Below are 18,511 nucleotides of genomic sequence, written 5' to 3' on the forward strand. Positions count from 1 at the left end.
CTCTGTTGGCCAGACAGTAGTCGTCCGGGGCACCGAGGAGCGGTTCAGCACCCCGGGGCGGCGCGCCGGGACCAGGCGGTGACTCCGGTGGTATCGGTGTCATCCCGCGGCCCGGCCGGTCCGCTTGCCCGCCAACTGGGCGAGGGTCGAGAAGGTGACTCCGGCCAGGAGACCGTAGACGAGGTGGGCGCCGAGGCTGGAGGAGGTGACGTCGTTCCACTCGAAGACGGGCATGCCCATGTTGGCGGGCATGATCCACAGGGCGCCGACAGTCCACCACACCGCGCCGTAGGCCAGGCCGAGGACTACGGCAGGCGCGAGGCGCTGGGCGAACTGTCCGAGCAGCGCACCAAAGGCCCGAGTCAGGATCTCTGCGTATGCGTACAGGGGGCGGGCGTCGGCCACGCAGGCGATGCGGGCGCCGAGGCCGAGCAGTTCGGGCGGTAGCCGGCCCGGGTCGGCGGTGACATCGGTGATGCCGACGCGCCCGCCGGGCTTGAGCACGCGGGCGAACTCGGCGGCGGCCTTCGCCTTGTCGGGGAAGGTGCACAGCGCGCACTCGCACACCACGGCGTCGAACATCCCGTCTTCGTACGGCAGGTGTTCCGCGTCGCCGGTGGTGAACGCGGCCCGCTCCGCCAACCCGGCCGCCTGGGCCGCTCCTTGGGCGAGGGCGGTGTTGGCGGCGGAGTAGTCCACGCCGTCCACTCGTACTCCGTAGGCGTCGGCGAACAGGAGTGCGGTGGTACCCCGGCCCGAGGCCACGTCCAGGACCCGGCTGGCCGCGGTCAGTTGGAGGTGGTCGGCGAGGCGGCGGGTCAGGGCGGTGCCGCCGGGGTGGTAGGAGTCGCCGAGCAGGAGCGCGAGGACATCCTTGGCGTAGGCGTCGGCACAGCACGCTTTGACCTCGTCGCTGTTCATGGCCGCTGCCCCTCCGCCTCGCCACGGGCGGTCTTCGAGCCGTACGGAGTCGGGGTGAGCCGGTCCGCGAGGGGCAGCGCGTTCGGCACCACGTCCGCGACCGGCACCCCCGACATCTGGGCCCGTACCTGCTCGCGGTACCCGACCGAGTTGTACGCGCAGAATGGGATCAGCCGCCCGTCGGGTGTGATCTCCTCGACGCAGCACTTCATCAGCTGCTTGACATTGAGGGTGTAGGGGTCCTGGAAGTCCTGCACCACGATCATGAACGCGTTGTCGCTCAGGTTCTTCACCGCCTGCGGCAGGTCAATGCCGCAGATGTCCGTGCAGCCCAGGGTCTCTGCAGTGGCGCGGAGCTTCTCCTCGGTCGTCTCCGTCCCCATGAACGCGGAGGCGGACCACAGCTTCTCCAGCGCCTCGCGGATCCCGGCGTCGGGCAGGACCCGGTTGGTGACGTAGTCGAGGTAGTCCTCGACCTGGAGGAGCCTGGGAATGGGCACGACGGTGCGGTTGCCGCGTTCGCCGTCCACCAGCAGATAGGTGACGGAGCGGCAGGTCGGGAAGCAGCAGGGGACAGGGAAGAAGTCGCCCTTCTGGAACCAGTCGGGCCGCTGCTCGCGGATGAGCCGGATCACGTCGGGGTTGGTGAGCCGGTTCAGCGGGTCGAACTCCACGTGCCGGCCGGAGTGGGTGACGGGCTGGAAGGCCACCGACCGGACGGCCGGGTGGTCGATGCCGTACTCGATGATGGCCTCCAACTCGTGTTCGTTCAGGCCGCGTTCGACAGCGGGGACAAGAGTGACCGTCAGTCCGGCTTCGGCACAGTTGTCCAGCGCCCGCTGCTTGAGCGTGCGCAGGTCCCGGCCACGGATCGCCAGGTGCGTGCGCTCGGAGAAGCCGTCGAACTGCAGGTAGACGGTCACCGACCGGCCGGGCGTTCGGTTGCGCCTGCCCAGTTCGGCGACGAAGCGGTGATCGGTCGCCAGGCGGATGCCGTTGGTGTTGAGGGTGACGTTCCTGATCGGGCGGGCCTGGGCCAGGTCGATGAAGTCCAGGATGCGCTGGTGAATGGTGGGCTCTCCGCCGGAGAGCATCACCACCTCCGCCTCGCCCTCCGAGGCCACGAAGGCGTCGAGCATGGTCGCGCACTGTTCGTGGGTGATGGAGTAGCCGTCTGATTGGTGGCCGGAGTCGGCGAAGCAGATCGGGCAGTCCAGGTTGCAGCCGGTGTTGACCTCGATGATGCCCAGGCAGGCGTGCTGCTTGTGCTCCGGGCACAGCCCGCAGTCACTCGGGCAGCCGTCCCTCACCTCGGTCTGGAACGTGAGCGGGATGGTGCCCGGTTTGTTGAACCGGGCCGAGGACAGGTACGCCTCGGCGTCGCCGTAGACCAGGGCTTCGAACTCGCCGTGCTCGCGGCAGCGTTTCCGCAGGTAGACCTTGCTGTCGCGGATGTTGACCTGGGCGTCGACGGAGGTCTTGCACAGGGGGCAGATCGACTTGGTGAACTCCACGAACACCTCGTCCCGGCCCACCTTGCGGCGGGGCGTCGGCGCCTGGGTCATCGAAGAACTCCTTTCCCATGGGGGCGGTCGTATCCGGTCAGCGGATGGGACGGCCCGGATCGTCCTCTTCACGGCGGGGCGGGGGCGGACCCGGCACATTCGGGCAGCAGTCCTCCGGTCCGGCACCGTTGCGGCGTCGGAGCCGGTACCGCAGGGCATAAGTGGTAGCGGCGAGGAGTACGACCGCGCCCATAGTGATCAGCCCTGGGTTCGATAGCGCGCCATCGTCGGCGCCGAGCGCCCCTCCGGCCACGAGTAGCGGGCCCGCGCAGGACACCACCGGGGCCAGTGCCGCCCCGATGACCGCGGCTGCCCCGCCGAGCCCGGAGCGTTCACGGGATGCGGACATCACGCCCCACTTCCACTCCATCGGCTGGTTCCCGGTGCGGGAGCGTGTGGGCGGCACGCAGCAGTAGTCCGGCGTAGAGCAGCGCCAGGGCGTCCTGGACCAGCACGAACCAGCCGAGCCGCTGGGTGAGGTAGTTCCCGAAACAGCCGCAGTTGACCAGCGTCAGTCCGCGTACGGATGCCTGCACGGCCAGCGCGCCCCACACCAGTGAAACGCCCGTGTACACCCACACCGGCGCGATCGCTGTCGACCTGGGCCGGGCCAGGAACCACACCCCGCAGACCAATTCGCCGACAATCAGCAACACAGCCAGCACGGTCGCGGCGGCACCCTGCACCACGCCGTACGCGCCGAGGATGGCCGGCATCTCGCCCAGGGAGGCGAGCTGACCGATCCCCATCGCCGTGTAGATCGCGCCCAGTGCGAGCCGTAGCACCATGCCCGCGACGCTACGGCCATACAGCGGCCGGGAACTGTAAGCGCGCTCACCGAGCCTGCCGGGCTGTCAGCGGCGGTCGTCCGGTCTTCCGGCCTCGGCCTTGATCGAGGGCAACGGACTGGACGGCCTCACCGATCCGCAACTGATGGTTGCGCATTTGCGACGCTCGTCGTACGCTGACATGCAACCAAAGGTTGCGAAAGGGTTCGGGTATGGAGCACGGCAGCATCGAGCGCGACATCCACGTCGACGCATCACCCGAGGTCGTCTTCGAGGTCATCAGCAGGCCGGAGCACATGCGGGAGTGGTGGCCGGACGACGCCCGGTTCGAGCCCGTGGAGGGGACGCCGGGTGAGTTGTTCTGGCGTGACGAGGCGACCGGCGAGACCATGACCGTCGCGCTCACCGTCGTAGAGGTCGATCCGCCGTCGCGGTTCTCGTTCCGGTGGTGCTACACCGACGCCGAAAAACGCGGCGGGGACTCGTTGCTGGTCACCTTCGACCTGGAGCCGACGCCGCAGGGGACCCGGGTGCGGATGACCGAGACCGGGTTCCGCGAGATGGGCTGGGAGATCGCCGTCTTGGAGGAGCAGTACCGCGAGCACGCGAGCGCCTGGGACCACTACATCCCCCGGCTGGGCACGTATGTCGCACGGCTGGTGTCCACGCCATGAGCACGCCCGTCGACGACGAGTTGTGGTCGGCGATCGGCGACCCCACCCGGCGCACGCTGATCGACCTCCTCCTCGCGTCCGGCCCCGGCACGGCCACCTCACTCAGCGCGGACCTGCCGCTCACGCGGCAGGCCGTGTCGAAACATCTCGCCGTCCTCGACCGGGTCGGGCTGGTCCGCGCCGAGCAGGCCGGCCGCGAGCGGCGCTACCGCGTCGACGAGGCGCAGCTCGCCCGCGCGGCCGCGCAACTGGCCGCGGTCGGCGCCACCTGGGACGCCCGACTGCGCCGTATCAAGCGCATCGCGGAGGCGATCGAACGCAGCCGCACCAACACCGAAGGAGCATGAAAATGGTCGACATCCTGCATCGGATCGGCGCCGTCGCGCCCCTGGACGACGTTTACCGGGCCATCGCAACGCCCGAGGGCATCGCCGGCTGGTGGACGACCGACACCACCGGCAAGAGCGAGGTCGGCGGTCAGCTGGCGTTCCGGTTCGGCGACGCCGGCGGCTTCGACATGGAGATCCTGGAACTCGACCCCGCCGGCCGGGTGCGGTGGCGCGTCACGGACGGACCGGCGGAGTGGATCGGGACCGAGATCGACTGGAGCCTCAGCCGGCACGGCGAGTACACGATCGTGCTGTTCAAGCACGACGGCTGGCGCGAGCCGGTCGAGTTCATGCACCACTGCAGCACGAAGTGGGCGATCTTCCTGATGAGCCTCAAGGAGTTCGTGGAGACCGGACACGGCAGGCCGGCGCCCGACGATGTCCGGATCAGCGACTGGCACTAGCGGCGGGAGCGGAGCGCTCGGCGCCACACCGTGACGCCAACGCCCGGAGTCATCGTCGTGTTCTCACTCGCTACCTGCACCGTCGCGTCGTGATCGGAAACGACGCCACGGCCACCGGTGCGCTGATCGGTGAGCGCGCTCGCGTTCCCCACCGGCCTGGCGGCTTACGGTGAGTGCAGCACACGTCAGGTACGAGGAAGGACCACCGGCCGTGTCCGTACCCGTATGCGAGTTCACCGACAGCCGCGCGGCGACCGACGCTTTGCTGGAGGTGCTGCGGGGCGGCCGGTGGAGGCCGGGCGCCGTCGGGCGTTTCCTGTATCTGGCCGCTCACCGGTCGATGTCCGACTCACCGGGGCTGATGTGATCACCCTGCTGCGGGGCAATCTCCCCGCCACCACCCTCGGGCGTAGCCGCTGGTCGGGCCTGCTGGCCATCGCCCTCGACCTGACCGACGGCCGTCTGGCCCGCCGCCAGGTCACTGTGTCCCCGTTCGGCGATTACGCCGACTCGCCGTGCGGCACGCCCTGCGCCGCTGACCCGGGGGCGCCGGGGAGCCGGACGGCGCGCGGTGGCCGCACCGGAGACGTCAGGGTGTCTCGTGCCCGGAGTGCCGCCGTGACCGGGGCGCGGCGCGGACCCGCCGCGTGGCCAGCGAGCCCGTGCCGGCGACCAGATACGGCACCAGATAGTTGACCGCGAGACGTGCCCACGTGGCGGACTTGGCCTCGCCGGAGATGATCACCGTCCCCTGGTTCACGGCCGAGAGGACTGTACCGACCAGGCAGGCGGCGTGCGCGGCGGTACGAGCGGTGTATCCGCGCAGCAACAGCCCGATCGCCTCCCGGGGCCGGGTCCACGTGACCGTGCGGCCTGCCGCCCGGATCGAAGCACTGTCACCTCCTGCCCCCACATTCTCGACACCCTGGTCATGACCGGCGCGGCCGACTCGGAGGCCGCACCGGATCCTTCTGCGCGCGGGCGCCCCCCAACGATCACGGCCATGCTGGAGGCGACACAGCACCGGCCGAAGCCGGAGCCCGGGGCACGAGGGGGCGAGGCGATGACGATCGATGTGACGGTGCGGCGTGTGATTCCGCTGCCGCCCGAGCGGGTGGCCGGTTACGCCATGGACTGGCGCCACGACGCGGAGTGGACGCAGGGCATCCGCACGGCGGAGCTGACACGGCAGGCGGACGACGGCGGGTTCGGGACGGGCGCCGAGGTCACCCGCACCGCTCGTTTCCTCGGCCGGCGCATCGACTACGTCCTGCGCGTGGCCGCGTACGAGCCCCCACAGTTGCTGGACATGGTCTCCGTGGCCGCCCCTATGCCGATGCATGTCACGTACTCCTTCACGTGGACTTCATCGGGCGACCGGTGAAGTCCATCGGGCGCACGCCCGGGTGCCGCAGAGCCTCGGCGGCACCGTCCTGGCCGAGCCGGACCGTTAGCTCGTCGTGGACGCCACCGCAGAACATGTGGCCGCCCAGCAAAAAGGCCGGCCCACCGAACATCTTGCGCTCGCCGAGGTCGGCGGCCGGCGGCAGCGCTTCCCGGACCCGCTCGGCGAGGGTTTCGTCGGAGGGCATTCATGCCTCGCGTGCCTCCACGTCGGAAAGTTGACCGGGCAGGCCGAAGAGGGAGAAGAGGGCGGGATCGGTGAAGCCGGTGATCTCGGCGATCGTGTCGCCGCGCACGGTGAGGACCATGATCCCGTAGGCGGTCGCCCGTGTCCCGCCCGGCCCACGCAGATAGGCGGCCAGGGCGGGCTGGAAGTTGGCCCAGGTGGGCACCGACGTGATCCGAGTCAGGTCGCCGCCGGCGGGGACCGTGGCGAAGAAGGAGGCGATCGCCGACCGGCCCCGGTAGGCCATCGGGTAGGGCGGCATCGTCAGCAGCGTGTCATGGCTGAGCAGCCCAACCAGCGCGCCGACGTCTCCCGCCTGCCAGGCCGCGGTGAATCGCTCGGCCAGCGCGGCCTGCTGGGCGTACGTCGCCACCGGACCGCCACCGCGCAGACGTCCGCTCGCCCGCTGCCGGTGGAGCGTCGCACGGGCCCGCTGCAGCGCGCTGTTCACCACGGCGACGCTCGTGTCCAGCAACCCGCTGGTCTCGGCGGCGGAGAAGCCGAGCACATCGCGCAGCAGCAGGACCGCGCGCTGTCGCGCCGGAAGGAGCTGAAGGGCGGCGAGGAAGGCCAGCTGGACGTTCTCGCGCAGCTCATAGCGCGCTGATGGGTCATGGCGGTCGTCGAGCGGGGCGAGCAACTCGTCGGGGCAGGGTTCCAGGGCTGAGACCTCCACGTCGTCGGCGGTGGAGGGCGGCACGTCCTGCGGCGGCTGCGCGAGAGGCAGCCTTTCGGCCCGGGTGCGGGCGGTGAGGCACCGGTTGGTGGCGATGCGGTACAGCCAACCGCGCATCGACGAGCGTCCCTGGAAGGCGTCCAGATGGCGCCACGCGCACAACAGAACCTCCTGCATGACATCCTCCGCGTCCTGCACCGAGCCGAGCATCCGGAAGCAGTGCACGTTCTCGCAGGGAGAGAACCTTGATTCACGGAGACCAGCGCCACTGCCGCAACGGAACCGGGAACTGTGAGCGCGCTCACCGAACGGGCATCGCTACACAGGCGCGGCTGTCGGCCCCATCCAGCAGGTCGGCCGCCCGATGATCCGGCGGGTCACGCGAGGGCCGCGCGCCGCTCCGCCTCAAGCTTGACCGCCGCCAGCGTGGCCGCGACCGTTGCCTCCCAGCGCGGGGCGACCACGCCGCCCCACCACCGGCCGGCTGCCCACAGGTCGGTGCCCAGCTCGCCGGTGTACGTCAGCCGGGTGCGCGGCCCGTGCTCGCTGAGCTCGAACGACTCGGTGACCGCCGGGACAGGTCCGCGCACCAGGCGAAAGTCGACCCGCTCCGGGCGGGTGAACCTCACGGTCTCCACGGTTGTGGCCGTCAGTCGCCCGCCCGCGACGGGAGTGCGGTGCGCGGCGAGCACCATGTCGCTGCCCTGCTCCAGCACGCTCACCTTCTCCCGCATCGCCCGGGTCGTCCGCCCCAGATAGGGCTGGGCGATCACCTCGAAGACAGTTTCGCGGGGCGCCGCGATGCCGACGGTCTGCGGCCCCAGGGGACGGGTTCGCCGTCCCACTCCGAGATCGAGCGGCAGGGCGCCGGAGACCAGCCCCAGATATCCCGCTGCCGCACCGCCCGCCGCTGCCCCCACGACCATCAGTCTGCCGACCCACGTCATGCCCGTACCCTTCCCGGTCTGCTCGTCCCTCTCACCGCGAGGCTATGGCGGCCGCCGCCGCGCAACGGTGAGCGCGCTTACCTTCAACGAGCGCCCCTGACGCCCGGCGGGCCGCAAGCCGAGCACCGAGAGCCGCCTCTGGGTGCACGGGGATCCGTACGCGGAGGCCGACACCTCCCTGCCGTGGGCGGCACTCGGCGGGCAGGACCCCAGGGAACGGCTCCCCATGCGCGATTTCACCGGGCAACGCCACGCCGACAAGCTCCTCGCCCGCCCCTAGGAGACAACTCCCGTCATCGCCCTGCTGACCACAGAGCACGACCGCCGCACCGACTGGCTGCGCGCCGGACAGGCCATGGAACGCGTCCTCTTGGTCGCCACAGCCCACGGGCTGCGCGCCTCGCTCCTGTGCCAGGCCGTGGAGTGGCCCGACCTGCGCGAGTCCGTGACCTCCGGGTCCGATCACGCGCAGATGCTCGTCCGTCTCGGCTACGGCCCCGAGGGCCCTGCCACTCCGCGGCGCGCGGCGCGTACGGTGCTCGCCGCCGACCGGGTGAGCGGGTAGCCGGTCGGGGTGCGTCAACCTGCCGTGACGGTCACGACCTCCGCGGCGAGAGACGAGGGCAAGCCGGGGTGGATCTCGAACACGCCCGCCAGGCCGGCGAGCCGCAGTACGCGCCGGAAGCGCGCATTGTGGGCGACCAGCCGCAGTCGGCCCTGCCGGGCCAGGACGCGGTTGCGCGCCCGGCACAGGACGCCGAGCCCACTGCAGTCGATGAAGGACACGGCACGCAGATCGAGCACCAGATCGGGCCACGTGCCGGCCGTCAGTGCGTCCAGCCGCGCCGCCAGGGCCGGCGCCGCGAGGAGGTCGATCTCGCCACGCAGGTCCACGACGGTCGTACCAGCGACGTCACGCACCGAGAGAGGTGGCATGGACCTGGTGTGGTTCTCGGACATGGGCACAGCGAAACCCGTGCGGCGGGGCTGGTGGAAGGGCCGGTCGGCCCTACTTTGCCCGGTATCGCGGGCCGACCGGACCATACGGCGCGCAGCGGCCCGGCCGGCGGGCGATCGGGGCCGACCGGCCCAAGGTCACGCGCCCCGGAATGGGACAAGCTGGATCTACGGGGCAATACGGGCAATCGTGTTCCTGGCCGAGCCCCGGCGACAACCGATGAGGGACCCGGGGGGCAACCGATGAGGGAAGGATCGTCATGAAGGGCTTCGTCTTCCACGGTCCCGGACACTTCTCCTGGGAGGACGTCCCGGACCCCGCTCTCAAGGACCCCACCGACGTGATCGTGCGCGTCGACACCGTCACCATCTGCGGCACCGACCTGCACATCCTCAAGGGCGACGTACCCGAGGTGCGTCCCGGCACGGTGCTCGGGCACGAGGCGGTCGGCGAGGTCGTGGAGACCGGCGCCGACGTGCGCACCGTACGGCCGGGGGACCGGGTCCTGGTCTCCTGCATCACCGCCTGCGGCCGCTGCTCCTACTGTCGCAAGACCATGTACGGCCAGTGCCGGGGAGGCGGAGGCTGGATCCTCGGTCACCTGATCGACGGCACCCAGGCCGAGTACGTGCGCGTGCCACACGCCGACCTCTCCGTGCACGCGCTGCCCGGCACGCTGGACGCCAAGGACGCCGTCCTGCTGGCCGACATCTTCCCGACCGCCTACGAAGTAGGCGTGCTCAACGGGCAGGTACGGCCCGGTGACACCGTCGCCGTGGTCGGTGCCGGCCCGATCGGGCTCGCCGCGATCGCCACGGCCCAGCTGTTCGCACCCGAGCGGATCGTCGCCGTGGACCTGGCCGCCACCCGTCTGGAGGCGGCCCGGCAGTTCGGTGCCGATGCCGTGGCCGACGCCCGCGAGGCCCCCGAGCAGCTTGTCGCCGACCTCACCGACGGGCTGGGCGCCGACGTGGCCATCGAGGCCGTCGGCGTGCCCGAGAGCTTCGAGATGTGCACGCGCATGGTCCGGCCCGGCGGCCACGTCGCCAATGTCGGCGTACACGGCAAGCCCGTAACCCTTCACCTTGAGGACCTGTGGATCAAGAACGTGACCATCACCACCGGTCTCGTCGACACCCATTCCACCCCCACCCTGCTGCGCATGGCTGCCGCCGGCCGGCTGCCCACCGCGCCACTGGTCACTCACACCTTCCCGCTCGACCACATGGAAGAGGCGTACGACGTCTTCGGCCGGGCCGCCGACACCGGCGCCCTCAAGGTCGTCCTCGCCGGGGAGCAGCACGACGTGATCGCCGTCCGGGCGGACTGACGAGAGGAAGTGACGAGCCGTGGCCGAACAGGTCCCGTCGAGGGCGACCGATTCGGCAGCAGTGGGTGACCTCGGACGCAGTCTCGCCCGGCGACCACGGAACTCGGCAACTCCCCGGAGGAGACCGCCACCCGGGCGGGCATGGCCCCGAGCTATCTGCTGTCGACCCACGGCGGCGGACGCATCTTTGTGCCCACCGTCACCGGGCCGGTCATCGTTCCCGTCAACTACAGTGTCGTCGGCGGTGTCATCGCGTTCCGGACCGCCCCGGCACGGCACCGTCGCAGGCGGCCGGCTGCCAGGTCGCCTACGAGGTCGACCGCATCGACGAGGCGTTCGCCCAGGGCTGGAGCGTGCTCCTACGGGGACACGCCCGGACCGTGACGGACCCCGACGAGGCGCGTCGGCTCGATCGAGGAAGAGGCATACAGCACGCCCTGGGCGGGTGGGCGGCGCGACCGGTGGGTGCGCATCGATCCCGTTGGTATCACCGGCGGCGGATCACGGCGTGAAAAGGGCTGTTGTCCGGCATCTCCGGGACCGATGGCCCTCGCCCGTAGCCCTCGTACGGCGAACGATGGAGTTCACAGCGCACCGCTGCATCAGGCGAAAGACGGACTGACTCATGTACCGCAACGACGGATTCCGCGAACTCGAACGGCAGGAGTGCCTGCGACTGCTGGCGAAGGTGCCCGTAGGCCGGATCGTGCACACACGCCAGGCCCTGCCCGCGGTACTGCCCGTCAACTTCTGCCTGGACGCCGACGGCGCCGTGCTGCTGCGCACCGCGGTCACGTCCGAACTGGTGCGTGCGGTCGATGGCGCGGTGGTCGCCTTTGAGGCCGACGAGGTCGACGCGGTCACACACTCGGGCTGGAGCGTCGTCGTCACGGGCACCGCCACCTTGGTCACCGATCCGGACGAGCACGAGCGCCTGGCCCGCACCGGTCCGTGTTCCTGGGTGCCCTCGCCTCGCGAGGTCTTCGTCCGCATCGACCCCGAGCTGGTGACCGGTCGCGAACTGGTCGGCGGACGCAGCATGTACGGGCTGGACCTCTCCTCCTGACCGGGTCTACGACCTCTCGCATTCGTCCGCTGCGGGGCCGAACGGCCCTGTCGCAGGGGTCGTACGGCATGTCGCCGGGTTCGCGTGGCCCCTGCTCGCGACGTCGCGGAAGGACGAGCATCGGCAGCACGGAGCAGAAAGGAGAGGGAGATGACTCTCCACCATGTGGTCGTTGGAGTGGACGGTTCCCTGAATGCCGTACGAGCCCTTGACTGGGCCTCTTCCGAGGCCGTACGCCGCGGTGCCGAACTGCGCGTCGTGCACGCGGTGCCGGACCTTGACGAGGCCGGACCCGTCCTCGCGTCGGCGGCCGCGCGCGTCGGAGAACGTCACCCCCGCCTGCCGGTGGTGACCAGGGCCGTCACGGGCAGTGCCGTAGGGGCGCTCGTGCGGGAGAGCGACGGAGCGGAACTCACCGTCGTCGGCACGCGGGGTCACGGCGGAGTCGCCGGGCTGCTGGCCGGATCGGTCAGCCTGCGGCTGGCCGCGCACGCGTACGGCCCACTGCTCGTCGTACGCGGCGACCACCGGTGCGATGGCAGGCGCGAAGTCCTGCTGGGCCTGGAGAGCGACTCCGACGCCGACGCGGCCTCCTACGCCTTCCACGAGGCGCAGCGGCGCGGTGTCCGGCTGCGGGTCCTGCACTCGGCCCACCGGCACGTCACCCCCGAACTGCCCTCGCTGATCCCCGCGACAAGTCCCGGGCAACGGCAGCTCGTCCAGGACGACCGGGCCGAGGAGGCGGTACCGCGCTTCAGCCTGGTCCGGCTGCGGGAAGAACACCCTGACGTCGACGTCGAGACCCGCACGGTGCGCACCGGACCGGGGCATGCCCTCGTGGACGCCACGCGTGAGTCCGCCGTGGTCGTCATCGGCGCACACCGACGCGCGAACGGGCTGGGACCGCAGCTCGGCCCGGTCGCCCACACCCTGCTGCACCATTCCCACTGCCCGGTGGTGCTGGTACCGATGACCGGCTGAGCGGCATACACCCTGTCGCTCCGGTGCCACTGACTCCTCAGACACCTCCACGTCCGTCAGGACGGCCGTCGCAAAGGCCGATCGGCTGCACTCAGGGACTTGTGGGCCCTCCTGGCACGGAGCTCGGGACATAAGTGTGGGGTTACACACCGAAGGAGGCCCCCCATGTCCCGTACCGTCACCGTCGGCCTCGACGGCTCCCCGGAGAGCCTCGCCGCTGCCGACTGAGCAGCCTGCGAGGCACGCCTGCGGGCGGTCCCGCTGCGTGTCGTGCACGCCGGGGAACAACAGCCGCACGCCTACGAGCCGTTCGCAGCGGAGGCCGTGGCGATGCCGGGCGAGGACCGGTCCGCCCGCATGCTGCACGACGCCGAAGTGTCCTTGACGTACCGTCTCCCCGGTCTCCGAATCACCGCCGAGCAGCTCGCCGGACAGCCCGCGGCGGTCCTGTCGTCTGCCGCGCGAAAGGCCGAGGTTCTGGTGCTGGGGTCGCGAGGGCTCGGGCGGGCCGCCGGACGTCTCTTCGGCTCCGTGGCACTGGCCGTGGTGGGCCGGGCCGAGGGACCTGTCGTCCTCGTCCGGGCCGGAGCCGGTGTCGCGGACGAACACCGGCGGGAGCGCCTGCGCGGGCACCCCGTATCGCGACGTCGTACTGGGCCTGCACTTGCGGGAGCATGCCGACGGGGTGGTTCTCGATTTCGCCTTCGACGCGGCCGCGCGGCGCGCCACCAGGCTGCGGGTCGTGCACGGCTGGAACGCGGCACCGTCTCCGTGGGTGGGGGAGACGGACCAGCCGGTCATGGAGGCCGAGGGGATCCTGACCGAGACATTGCGTCCGTGGCGGGAGAAGTTCCCCGGTGTCGAGGTGGCTGAGGAGGCCGTCGTCGGCAGGCCGGGCGCCCATTTGGCGGACGCCTCCCGAGACGGCTCGCTGGTCGTCCTCGGGCGCAGGCGCCGTCACGCGTTGGTCGGACCGCACATCGGCCTCGTGACGCACGAAGTGCTCCATCGCGCGACCGCACCGGTCGCCGTGGTGCCGCACGACTGATCGGGGGTGACGGATCACGCCTCGGTGGGCGCGAGCCGGACTCCGGTGACCAGGCCGGGGCGGATCCGGACCGTATAGTCCATGGCCTGTCCCACCCAGGGATGCAGCAAGTCCTGGTAGCGGGACAGATCGCGGGCGTCGGTCACGAGGTGGGCGTAGCCGGTGACGACCACGCTCCAGCCGAGGTGCGTGTCAGGGTCGATGGCGTCGGCCTCGTACGCCACGACCACCCCCGGCGCGCTCGCGTTCCGGGCCCGTGACGTCAGGGCCGCTCCCTCGTGGGTGCGGATGACGATGTCACCGTCATCCAGGACGTGGTTGACCGGGCGGATCGTCGGCAGGGCGTGCTGGGTGAAGACGATCCGGCCGAAGGACATGCTGCCCAGGAGCCGCAGCGCCTCGGCGCCGTCGAGGTCGATGCTCCGGCGCGGTCCTGGGGCGACCGGCAGGGTGTTGTCGCGGGCCATGGTGGGTTTCCGTAGCTGTTCGTCTCTCACTGGTTGATGTCTCCGACGGGCTCACCTGGTCCGTCACGCGGCTCAAGGCCGTGGTGGCCGCTGGTCGGGTGAGGCGACTTCATGTGTGGGTTGCTGTTCGATCAGATCATTCGAACCGCGGCGTCTCCGCGGACGCTAGGGCCGTTCGGCCCTCGCCGGTGGCCGGGCGTCCTGTTGGAGGGGTGTGTCGGGGCCGACGCCGCGTGGGGCGGCTCCGCGGAAGACCGGCACTGTTTGTACCGGTTTCGCGTGTGGCCAGTCCGCACGACGGTGCTGGTTCCGCATGGGGCAGGGGACTGGCTCGCGCGGGATCGAGCCCGCGCGGCACTTGGCCCGCGCGCATGCCTCCTCGATCGGCGCCGTGGGGGACTGGGGCCGACCCTGGCTACGCGTCCTGCCTGTTCTGTCCGACCCCCTCGTGGCCCGAAACATCCTGAGTGTCCTGCCCCTCTAGGCCACGGCGGCGGCGTCGCCGAGCTGCGCTTCGCCGCGCCCCGGTGTGCCGCACGGTCGGCCTGGCCGCGGAACCGTCCCGGAGGCGGTCCGCGAGTTCGTGGGCTGTCGCCTCGCGGGCGTGCACGACCACCAGGGCGTTGCCCACCTGTATCTCGGCCGCCGCCGACCATGGTTGCTCGACGTGCCGTGCCGTGCCGCGGTTCGGGTGACCCGCACCTCGCCGTCGACGCCCGCCACCCGCACAGTCGAACAGGACCCACGGTCCGGGCCGCGGGGCCGGATGGCCCTGGGGCCGAGCCGGTCCGCGCAGGAAGGTGGAGCCCCCTGATCAGAGGGACTGGGTCGCATGACGGGAAGGCGTTGGCATCCCGCACGGCAGAGCCGAATTGAGGGCCGTCCGGCCCTGGCCCGAAGACGGGGAAGCGAAAAGGATCTCCGTCGTTACGGGTACTCGAAACGCGCACGCGGATCACAGGACGAGGAGCATCCGATGACGGAGGGCGGACAGCCCGGCACCGACGGCCCGATCCGGGTCTTCCTGCTGGACGACCACGAGGTGGTACGGCGAGGAGTGCACGACCTGCTGAACGACGAGCCGGACATCACCGTGATCGGCGAGGCCGGCACCGCGGCACAGGCCCTGGTACGGGTGCCCGCGCTGCGCCCCCAGGTCGCGGTGCTCGACGTGCGCCTGCCTGACGGCAACGGCGTGACCGTGTGCCGGGAACTGCGCTCGCGAATGCCGGAGCTGGCCTGCCTGATGCTCACCTCGTTCGACGATGAGGAGGCCCTGCTGGACTCGATCATGGCCGGTGCCTCGGGATACGTGCTGAAGCAGATCCAGGGCTCAGACCTGGTGTCGGCCGTGCGGACCCTCGCCCGGGGCCAGTCCCTGCTCGACCCGAGCGCCACCACCAAACTGATGGAACGGCTGCGCCACGGGCGGGAGCAGGAGGAGGAGCCGCAGGCTCTGCCCGGCCTCACGGACCGGGAGATCCTCGCCCTGATCGGCGAAGGATTGACCAATCGGCAGATCGGTCAGCGCCTCTTCCTCGCGGAGAAGACCGTCAAGAACCACATCTCCCGTCTGTTGGCCAAGCTGGGCGTCGAACGGCGCATCCAGGCCGCAGTCATCGCCACCCAGGCCCAGGACCGGCTGAAGCAACAGGGCCGCTGAAGGGCGGTCCGCCGGCGACGGAGGTGGGGCCGGACGTCCCGTACCTCAGCCCCGTGCGGCCCCTCCCGCACCGGGTCCGCAGATCGGAGCCTGGCAGCGCGCCGGACACCGGTCGGGAGGGCGACGGACGTGAGCGTGCGCGTGGGCATCAACGGATTCGGTCGGATCGGCCGCAACTACCTGCGCTGCGTACTGGAGCGCGCGGAGACCGCCGCCGGAACCTCGGTGGGGGCCGTGGCGGTCAACGACATCACCTCGCCGGCGGCGCTGGATTATGTGCTGGAGTACGACTCGACGTACGGCCGCATCGGTCGCACCGTCGAGCACGACGACGACTCCATCACCGTGGACGGTCGCCGCATCGCCGTGACCGCCGAGCGCGACCCGCCGCACTGGCCTGGGGCGACCTCGGCATCGTCATCGAGTCGACCGGCCGTTTCCGCACCCGGGAACAGGCCGGCCGGCACCTGAGGGCGGGCGCTCGCAAGGTGCTGCTCTCCGTGCCGGGCAGTGACGTCGACGCCACCCTGGTGATGGGCGTCAACGAGGGAACGTATGACCCGCAGAGCGACCACGTCGTCTCGAACGCCTCCTGCACCACCAAATGCGTGGCCCCCATGGTGAAGGTCCTCGACGAGCACTTCTCGGCATCGTCAAGGGGCTGATGACCACTATCCACGGCTACACCAACGACCAAGTCGTCCTCGACGGGCCGCACACAGACCTGCGCTGCGGCCGCAGCGCCGCCTCAACATCATCCATACCTCCACCGGAGCCGCCCGCGCCGTCGGTCTGGTCCTGCCGGAGCTGGCCGGGACCCTGGACGGCATCGCCGTACGCGTGCCTGTCGAGGACGGCTCGCTGACCGATCTGAGCGTGGTCCTCGAAGGGCCGGTCACCCCCGAGGAGATCAACGCCGCGTTCCGCGAAGCCGCCGACGGACCGCTCATGGGAGTGCTGCGGGTGTCCGACGCCCCGATCGTCTCCCGCGACATCATCGGCGACCCCGCATCCTGCTTCCTGGACGCCCCGCTGACCCAGGCGCACGGCGAGCTGGTGAAGGTGTTCGGCTGGTACGACAACGAGTGGGGCTACACCAACCGGCTGCTGGACCTCGCCGAGTACGTCGCCGCCCGGCTGCCGCGTGGCTGACTGATATCACGCCCGGCCACCATGGCTGATCCCGTACCGTCCCCCGCCCCCGACCGTTACCGTGGCACTTGACCGCAATGGTCGGCTGTGGGCGTGCGGACGGGACGTGGAGGATCACCGGTGGAGAGCCAGGAGCAGGCCGGGGAGGCCCGTGTACGGCTGCCGCAGCTGAAGCTGGACGAGCTGCTGGAGGAGCTGCAGGCCCGCCTGGACGCGGCCCGCGGCACGCGTGACCGGGTGCACAGCCTCCTGGAGGCGGTGCTCTCGGTCGGCCGGGAGCTGGATCTCGAACAGGCGCTGCACAGCATCGTGGAGGCCGCGGCCGTGCTTGTTGACGCGCAGTATGCCGCGCTCGGTGTGATCGGCTCCGACGGTAAGCGGCTGTCCGCCTTCCACACCGTAGGGGTCGACGAGGAGCAGATCGCCGGCATCGGCCACTATCCGGAGGGCCACGGCATCCTGGGCGAGCTGATCCGCCACCCCGAGCCGCTGCGGTTGACGAAGATCTCCGAGCATCCCGCCTCGTACGGCTTCCCGGCGCACCACCCGCCGATGAACACCTTCCTCGGCGTACCCATCAGGGTGCGCGACCAGGTCTTCGGCAATCTGTACCTGACCGAGAAGCGGGGCGGGGCGCAGTTCGACGAGGAGGACGAGTCGGTCCTGTCGACCTTGGCCGTGGCGGCGGGCGTCGCCATCGACAACGCCCGCCTGTACGAGGAGTCCCGGTTGCGGGAACGCTGGCTGCAGGCCAACGCGGAACTCACCCAGAGTCTGATGTCCGGCAGCGAACCTGGCGAGGCCCTCGGCATGATCGCCGAACGTGCCAGGGAGATCACCGGGGCGGCGCTCGCCGTGGTTGCCATGCCTCTGGAGGACACCGAAGCGCTGAGGGTGGAACTGGCCGTCGGGCACAGCGCCGAGGCCCATCGCGGGCTCGTGCTGCCCATGAACGAGAGCCTGATCGGCCAGGCCTTCTCCGCCGCCGCTCCCGTCACCAGCCCGGACGTCACCCGCGATGAGCGCGTGCCGTCCGCCTCGCCCCGATTCGACGGGCTCGGGGCCGCCGTGGCCGTGCCCATCGGGGCGGGCGACGGGGTGCGCGGCGTCGTGCTGCTGGTGCGCGAGGCGGGGCACACGGTGTTCTCCGAGAAGGAGATCGAGCCACTCCGGGGCTTCGCGGCGCAGGCCGCGATCGCGATGGAACTGGCCGAGCGCCGCGAGGACTCGGAGCAGGTCGCCCTGCTGCAGGACCGCGACCGGATCGCCCGGGACCTGCACGACCTCGCGATCCAGCGGCTGTTCGCGACGGGTATGACGTTGCAGAGCGCCGGCCGCTTCATCGAGCACAAGGAGGCCTCGGACCGCGTGGCCCGGGCGGTGGACGACCTGGACGAGACCATCAAGATCATCCGCTCGACGATCTTCGGCCTGCTTGCCCGCGACGGCGACTCCCGGACCGGGCTGCGGGCCAGGGTGGTCCGGGCGGCCGGTGACGCCGCCACCGTGCTGGGCTTCGCGCCCAGCGTGCGCATGGAGGGCCTGGTGGACACCGACGTACCTCGGGAGATCGCCGACCATGTGGTGGCCGTGCTCTCCGAAGCCCTGACCAACGTCGGGCGGCACGCCCGCGCCGACCGTGCCGACGTCGCGCTGCAGACCGACGGCCGTGAGGTGCGGCTGACGGTGTCCGACAACGGCGTGGGCATCCCGGCCGAGGGGCGCCGCAGCGGCCTGGCCAACTTGGCCGAGCGGGCTCAGCAGTTGGGCGGTGAGCTGGAGGTGATCACTCCCGAGGGCGGCGGCAGCACGCTGGTGTGGCGGGTGCCACTGGCGGCGGAAGAGCAGTAGG

The 18,511-nt window shown here is 70.8% G+C and carries 22 protein-coding genes and 3 pseudogenes; 16 read left to right on the plus strand and 9 right to left on the minus strand.

Translation table 11 applies throughout. The annotated features are described in order from the left end of the window. Nucleotides 1-99 precede the first annotated feature (99 nt). From ACIA8X_RS25270 to ACIA8X_RS25280, 3 genes are all read right to left on the minus strand, one after another. Complete coding sequence (locus tag ACIA8X_RS25270; RefSeq protein WP_399459166.1) at nt 100-921, minus strand: class I SAM-dependent methyltransferase; 822 nt, start codon at nt 919-921, stop codon at nt 100-102. Then, on the minus strand, nt 918-2,486 hold the full coding sequence (locus ACIA8X_RS25275; protein WP_399459167.1) for a radical SAM protein: 1,569 nt from the start codon (nt 2,484-2,486) through the stop codon (nt 918-920). Before ACIA8X_RS25275 ends, ACIA8X_RS25270 begins: the two co-directional genes overlap by 4 nt. Nucleotides 2,487-2,818: 332 nt before the next feature. Further along, entirely contained in the window at nt 2,819-3,274 is a 456-nt protein-coding gene (locus ACIA8X_RS25280; RefSeq protein ID WP_393443765.1) for a MauE/DoxX family redox-associated membrane protein, read from the minus strand. 212 nt (nt 3,275-3,486) lie between these two features. Here ACIA8X_RS25280 and ACIA8X_RS25285 point away from each other — a divergent pair, with 212 nt between their 5' ends. From ACIA8X_RS25285 to ACIA8X_RS25300, 4 genes are all read left to right on the plus strand, one after another. Continuing rightward, nucleotides 3,487-3,948, plus strand: coding sequence for an SRPBCC domain-containing protein (locus ACIA8X_RS25285; protein ID WP_393443762.1), 462 nt, complete (start codon nt 3,487-3,489; stop codon nt 3,946-3,948). Next, on the plus strand, nt 3,945-4,295 hold the full coding sequence (locus ACIA8X_RS25290; RefSeq protein ID WP_393443760.1) for an ArsR/SmtB family transcription factor: 351 nt from the start codon (nt 3,945-3,947) through the stop codon (nt 4,293-4,295). The genes ACIA8X_RS25285 and ACIA8X_RS25290 overlap by 4 nt, the downstream gene beginning before the upstream one ends. 2 nt (nt 4,296-4,297) lie before the next feature. Continuing rightward, nucleotides 4,298-4,741 (plus strand): SRPBCC domain-containing protein, encoded by a 444-nt coding sequence (locus ACIA8X_RS25295; protein WP_393443758.1) that lies wholly within the window; start codon nt 4,298-4,300, stop codon nt 4,739-4,741. Nucleotides 4,742-4,952: 211 nt separating this feature from the next. Continuing rightward, nucleotides 4,953-5,108, plus strand: a complete 156-nt coding sequence (locus ACIA8X_RS25300) for a hypothetical protein (protein ID WP_393443756.1) — start codon at nt 4,953-4,955, stop codon at nt 5,106-5,108. A 222-nt stretch (nt 5,109-5,330) separates the two neighbouring features. On the opposite strand, the gene nrtS is transcribed toward ACIA8X_RS25300, so the two are convergent. Next, nucleotides 5,331-5,654, minus strand: a complete 324-nt coding sequence (nrtS, locus tag ACIA8X_RS25305; RefSeq protein WP_393443754.1) for a nitrate/nitrite transporter NrtS — start codon at nt 5,652-5,654, stop codon at nt 5,331-5,333. Between the two features lie 150 nt (nt 5,655-5,804). Here nrtS and ACIA8X_RS25310 point away from each other — a divergent pair. Then, a pseudogene (locus ACIA8X_RS25310) lies at nt 5,805-6,101 on the plus strand (SRPBCC family protein); the annotation flags it as partial. Here the strand turns inward: ACIA8X_RS25310 and ACIA8X_RS25315 are convergent. From ACIA8X_RS25315 to ACIA8X_RS25325, 3 genes are all read right to left on the minus strand, one after another. After that, nucleotides 6,097-6,333, minus strand: a complete 237-nt coding sequence (locus tag ACIA8X_RS25315) for a TfoX/Sxy family protein (protein WP_399459169.1) — start codon at nt 6,331-6,333, stop codon at nt 6,097-6,099. The pseudogene ACIA8X_RS25310 and the gene ACIA8X_RS25315 sit on opposite strands and share 5 nt — an antisense overlap. Then, nucleotides 6,334-7,272, minus strand: a complete 939-nt coding sequence (locus ACIA8X_RS25320; protein WP_393443752.1) for an RNA polymerase subunit sigma-70 — start codon at nt 7,270-7,272, stop codon at nt 6,334-6,336. Nucleotides 7,273-7,424: 152 nt separating this feature from the next. Further along, nucleotides 7,425-7,994 carry an SRPBCC family protein gene (locus ACIA8X_RS25325; RefSeq protein ID WP_393443750.1) on the minus strand — a complete coding sequence of 190 codons (570 nt, stop codon included), beginning with the start codon at nt 7,992-7,994 and terminating at the stop codon, nt 7,425-7,427. 142 nt (nt 7,995-8,136) lie between these two features. Here ACIA8X_RS25325 and ACIA8X_RS25330 point away from each other — a divergent pair, with 142 nt between their 5' ends. Then, the gene (locus ACIA8X_RS25330; RefSeq protein ID WP_393443748.1) at nt 8,137-8,274 is read left to right on the plus strand and encodes a hypothetical protein; all 138 of its coding nucleotides are present in this window, start codon (nt 8,137-8,139) and stop codon (nt 8,272-8,274) included. 75 nt (nt 8,275-8,349) lie between these two features. Then, on the plus strand, nt 8,350-8,559 hold the full coding sequence (locus tag ACIA8X_RS25335; RefSeq protein WP_393443746.1) for a hypothetical protein: 210 nt from the start codon (nt 8,350-8,352) through the stop codon (nt 8,557-8,559). A 14-nt stretch (nt 8,560-8,573) separates the two neighbouring features. Here the strand turns inward: ACIA8X_RS25335 and ACIA8X_RS25340 are convergent, their stop codons facing one another. Continuing rightward, nucleotides 8,574-8,954 (minus strand): STAS domain-containing protein, encoded by a 381-nt coding sequence (locus ACIA8X_RS25340; protein WP_393443744.1) that lies wholly within the window; start codon nt 8,952-8,954, stop codon nt 8,574-8,576. Nucleotides 8,955-9,211: 257 nt separating this feature from the next. Between ACIA8X_RS25340 and ACIA8X_RS25345 the strand changes: the two genes are divergently transcribed. From ACIA8X_RS25345 to ACIA8X_RS25370, 6 genes and pseudogenes are all read left to right on the plus strand, one after another. Continuing rightward, nucleotides 9,212-10,282, plus strand: coding sequence for a zinc-dependent alcohol dehydrogenase family protein (locus ACIA8X_RS25345; protein WP_393443742.1), 1,071 nt, complete (start codon nt 9,212-9,214; stop codon nt 10,280-10,282). Between the two features lie 65 nt (nt 10,283-10,347). Further along, a complete protein-coding gene (locus ACIA8X_RS25350; RefSeq protein ID WP_393443740.1) occupies nt 10,348-10,794 on the plus strand; it encodes a pyridoxamine 5'-phosphate oxidase family protein in 447 nt (148 codons plus the stop codon). Between the two features lie 113 nt (nt 10,795-10,907). Then, a complete protein-coding gene (locus ACIA8X_RS25355; RefSeq protein ID WP_393443738.1) occupies nt 10,908-11,348 on the plus strand; it encodes a pyridoxamine 5'-phosphate oxidase family protein in 441 nt (146 codons plus the stop codon). A 150-nt stretch (nt 11,349-11,498) separates the two neighbouring features. Next, a complete protein-coding gene (locus tag ACIA8X_RS25360; RefSeq protein ID WP_393443735.1) occupies nt 11,499-12,329 on the plus strand; it encodes a universal stress protein in 831 nt (276 codons plus the stop codon). Nucleotides 12,330-12,599: 270 nt separating this feature from the next. Next, nucleotides 12,600-12,851 (plus strand): annotated as a pseudogene (locus ACIA8X_RS25365) (universal stress protein); the annotation flags it as partial. Nucleotides 12,852-12,921: 70 nt separating this feature from the next. Next, nucleotides 12,922-13,377 carry a universal stress protein gene (locus ACIA8X_RS25370; protein ID WP_393443733.1) on the plus strand — a complete coding sequence of 152 codons (456 nt, stop codon included), beginning with the start codon at nt 12,922-12,924 and terminating at the stop codon, nt 13,375-13,377. Between the two features lie 14 nt (nt 13,378-13,391). Here ACIA8X_RS25370 and ACIA8X_RS25375 read toward each other — a convergent pair whose 3' ends face one another. Further along, nucleotides 13,392-13,844, minus strand: a complete 453-nt coding sequence (locus tag ACIA8X_RS25375; protein WP_393443731.1) for a pyridoxamine 5'-phosphate oxidase family protein — start codon at nt 13,842-13,844, stop codon at nt 13,392-13,394. 976 nt (nt 13,845-14,820) lie between these two features. Here ACIA8X_RS25375 and ACIA8X_RS25380 point away from each other — a divergent pair. The 3 genes and pseudogenes from ACIA8X_RS25380 to ACIA8X_RS25390 all read left to right on the plus strand — a co-directional run bounded on the left by ACIA8X_RS25380 (nt 14,821) and on the right by ACIA8X_RS25390 (nt 18,510). Beyond that, on the plus strand, nt 14,821-15,507 hold the full coding sequence (locus ACIA8X_RS25380; protein WP_393443728.1) for a response regulator: 687 nt from the start codon (nt 14,821-14,823) through the stop codon (nt 15,505-15,507). Between the two features lie 129 nt (nt 15,508-15,636). Next, nucleotides 15,637-16,659: pseudogene (gap, locus tag ACIA8X_RS25385) on the plus strand (type I glyceraldehyde-3-phosphate dehydrogenase). A gap of 120 nt (nt 16,660-16,779) precedes the next feature. Further along, nucleotides 16,780-18,510 (plus strand): GAF domain-containing protein, encoded by a 1,731-nt coding sequence (locus ACIA8X_RS25390; protein ID WP_393443722.1) that lies wholly within the window; start codon nt 16,780-16,782, stop codon nt 18,508-18,510. Nucleotide 18,511 lies beyond the last annotated feature (1 nt).

The sequence above is a fragment of the Streptomyces sp. NPDC051738 genome (assembly GCF_044453205.1).
In the GTDB taxonomy this organism is placed as follows: Bacteria; Actinomycetota; Actinomycetes; order Streptomycetales; family Streptomycetaceae; genus Streptomyces.

What these genes read in the sequence shown, in the direction of transcription:
- ACIA8X_RS25270 (WP_399459166.1), bottom strand. Translation starts at nt 921, where the DNA reads ATGAACAGCGACGAGGTCAAAGCGTGCTGTGCCGACGCCTACGCCAAG.
- ACIA8X_RS25275 (WP_399459167.1), bottom strand. Translation starts at nt 2,486, where the DNA reads ATGACCCAGGCGCCGACGCCCCGCCGCAAGGTGGGCCGGGACGAGGTG.
- ACIA8X_RS25280 (WP_393443765.1), bottom strand. Translation starts at nt 3,274, where the DNA reads ATGGTGCTACGGCTCGCACTGGGCGCGATCTACACGGCGATGGGGATC.
- ACIA8X_RS25285 (WP_393443762.1), top strand. Translation starts at nt 3,487, where the DNA reads ATGGAGCACGGCAGCATCGAGCGCGACATCCACGTCGACGCATCACCC.
- ACIA8X_RS25290 (WP_393443760.1), top strand. Translation starts at nt 3,945, where the DNA reads ATGAGCACGCCCGTCGACGACGAGTTGTGGTCGGCGATCGGCGACCCC.
- ACIA8X_RS25295 (WP_393443758.1), top strand. Translation starts at nt 4,298, where the DNA reads ATGGTCGACATCCTGCATCGGATCGGCGCCGTCGCGCCCCTGGACGAC.
- ACIA8X_RS25315 (WP_399459169.1), bottom strand. Translation starts at nt 6,333, where the DNA reads ATGCCCTCCGACGAAACCCTCGCCGAGCGGGTCCGGGAAGCGCTGCCG.
- ACIA8X_RS25325 (WP_393443750.1), bottom strand. Translation starts at nt 7,994, where the DNA reads ATGACGTGGGTCGGCAGACTGATGGTCGTGGGGGCAGCGGCGGGCGGT.
- ACIA8X_RS25335 (WP_393443746.1), top strand. Translation starts at nt 8,350, where the DNA reads ATGGAACGCGTCCTCTTGGTCGCCACAGCCCACGGGCTGCGCGCCTCG.
- ACIA8X_RS25340 (WP_393443744.1), bottom strand. Translation starts at nt 8,954, where the DNA reads ATGTCCGAGAACCACACCAGGTCCATGCCACCTCTCTCGGTGCGTGAC.
- ACIA8X_RS25345 (WP_393443742.1), top strand. Translation starts at nt 9,212, where the DNA reads ATGAAGGGCTTCGTCTTCCACGGTCCCGGACACTTCTCCTGGGAGGAC.
- ACIA8X_RS25355 (WP_393443738.1), top strand. Translation starts at nt 10,908, where the DNA reads ATGTACCGCAACGACGGATTCCGCGAACTCGAACGGCAGGAGTGCCTG.
- ACIA8X_RS25360 (WP_393443735.1), top strand. Translation starts at nt 11,499, where the DNA reads ATGACTCTCCACCATGTGGTCGTTGGAGTGGACGGTTCCCTGAATGCC.
- ACIA8X_RS25375 (WP_393443731.1), bottom strand. Translation starts at nt 13,844, where the DNA reads ATGGCCCGCGACAACACCCTGCCGGTCGCCCCAGGACCGCGCCGGAGC.
- ACIA8X_RS25380 (WP_393443728.1), top strand. Translation starts at nt 14,821, where the DNA reads ATGACGGAGGGCGGACAGCCCGGCACCGACGGCCCGATCCGGGTCTTC.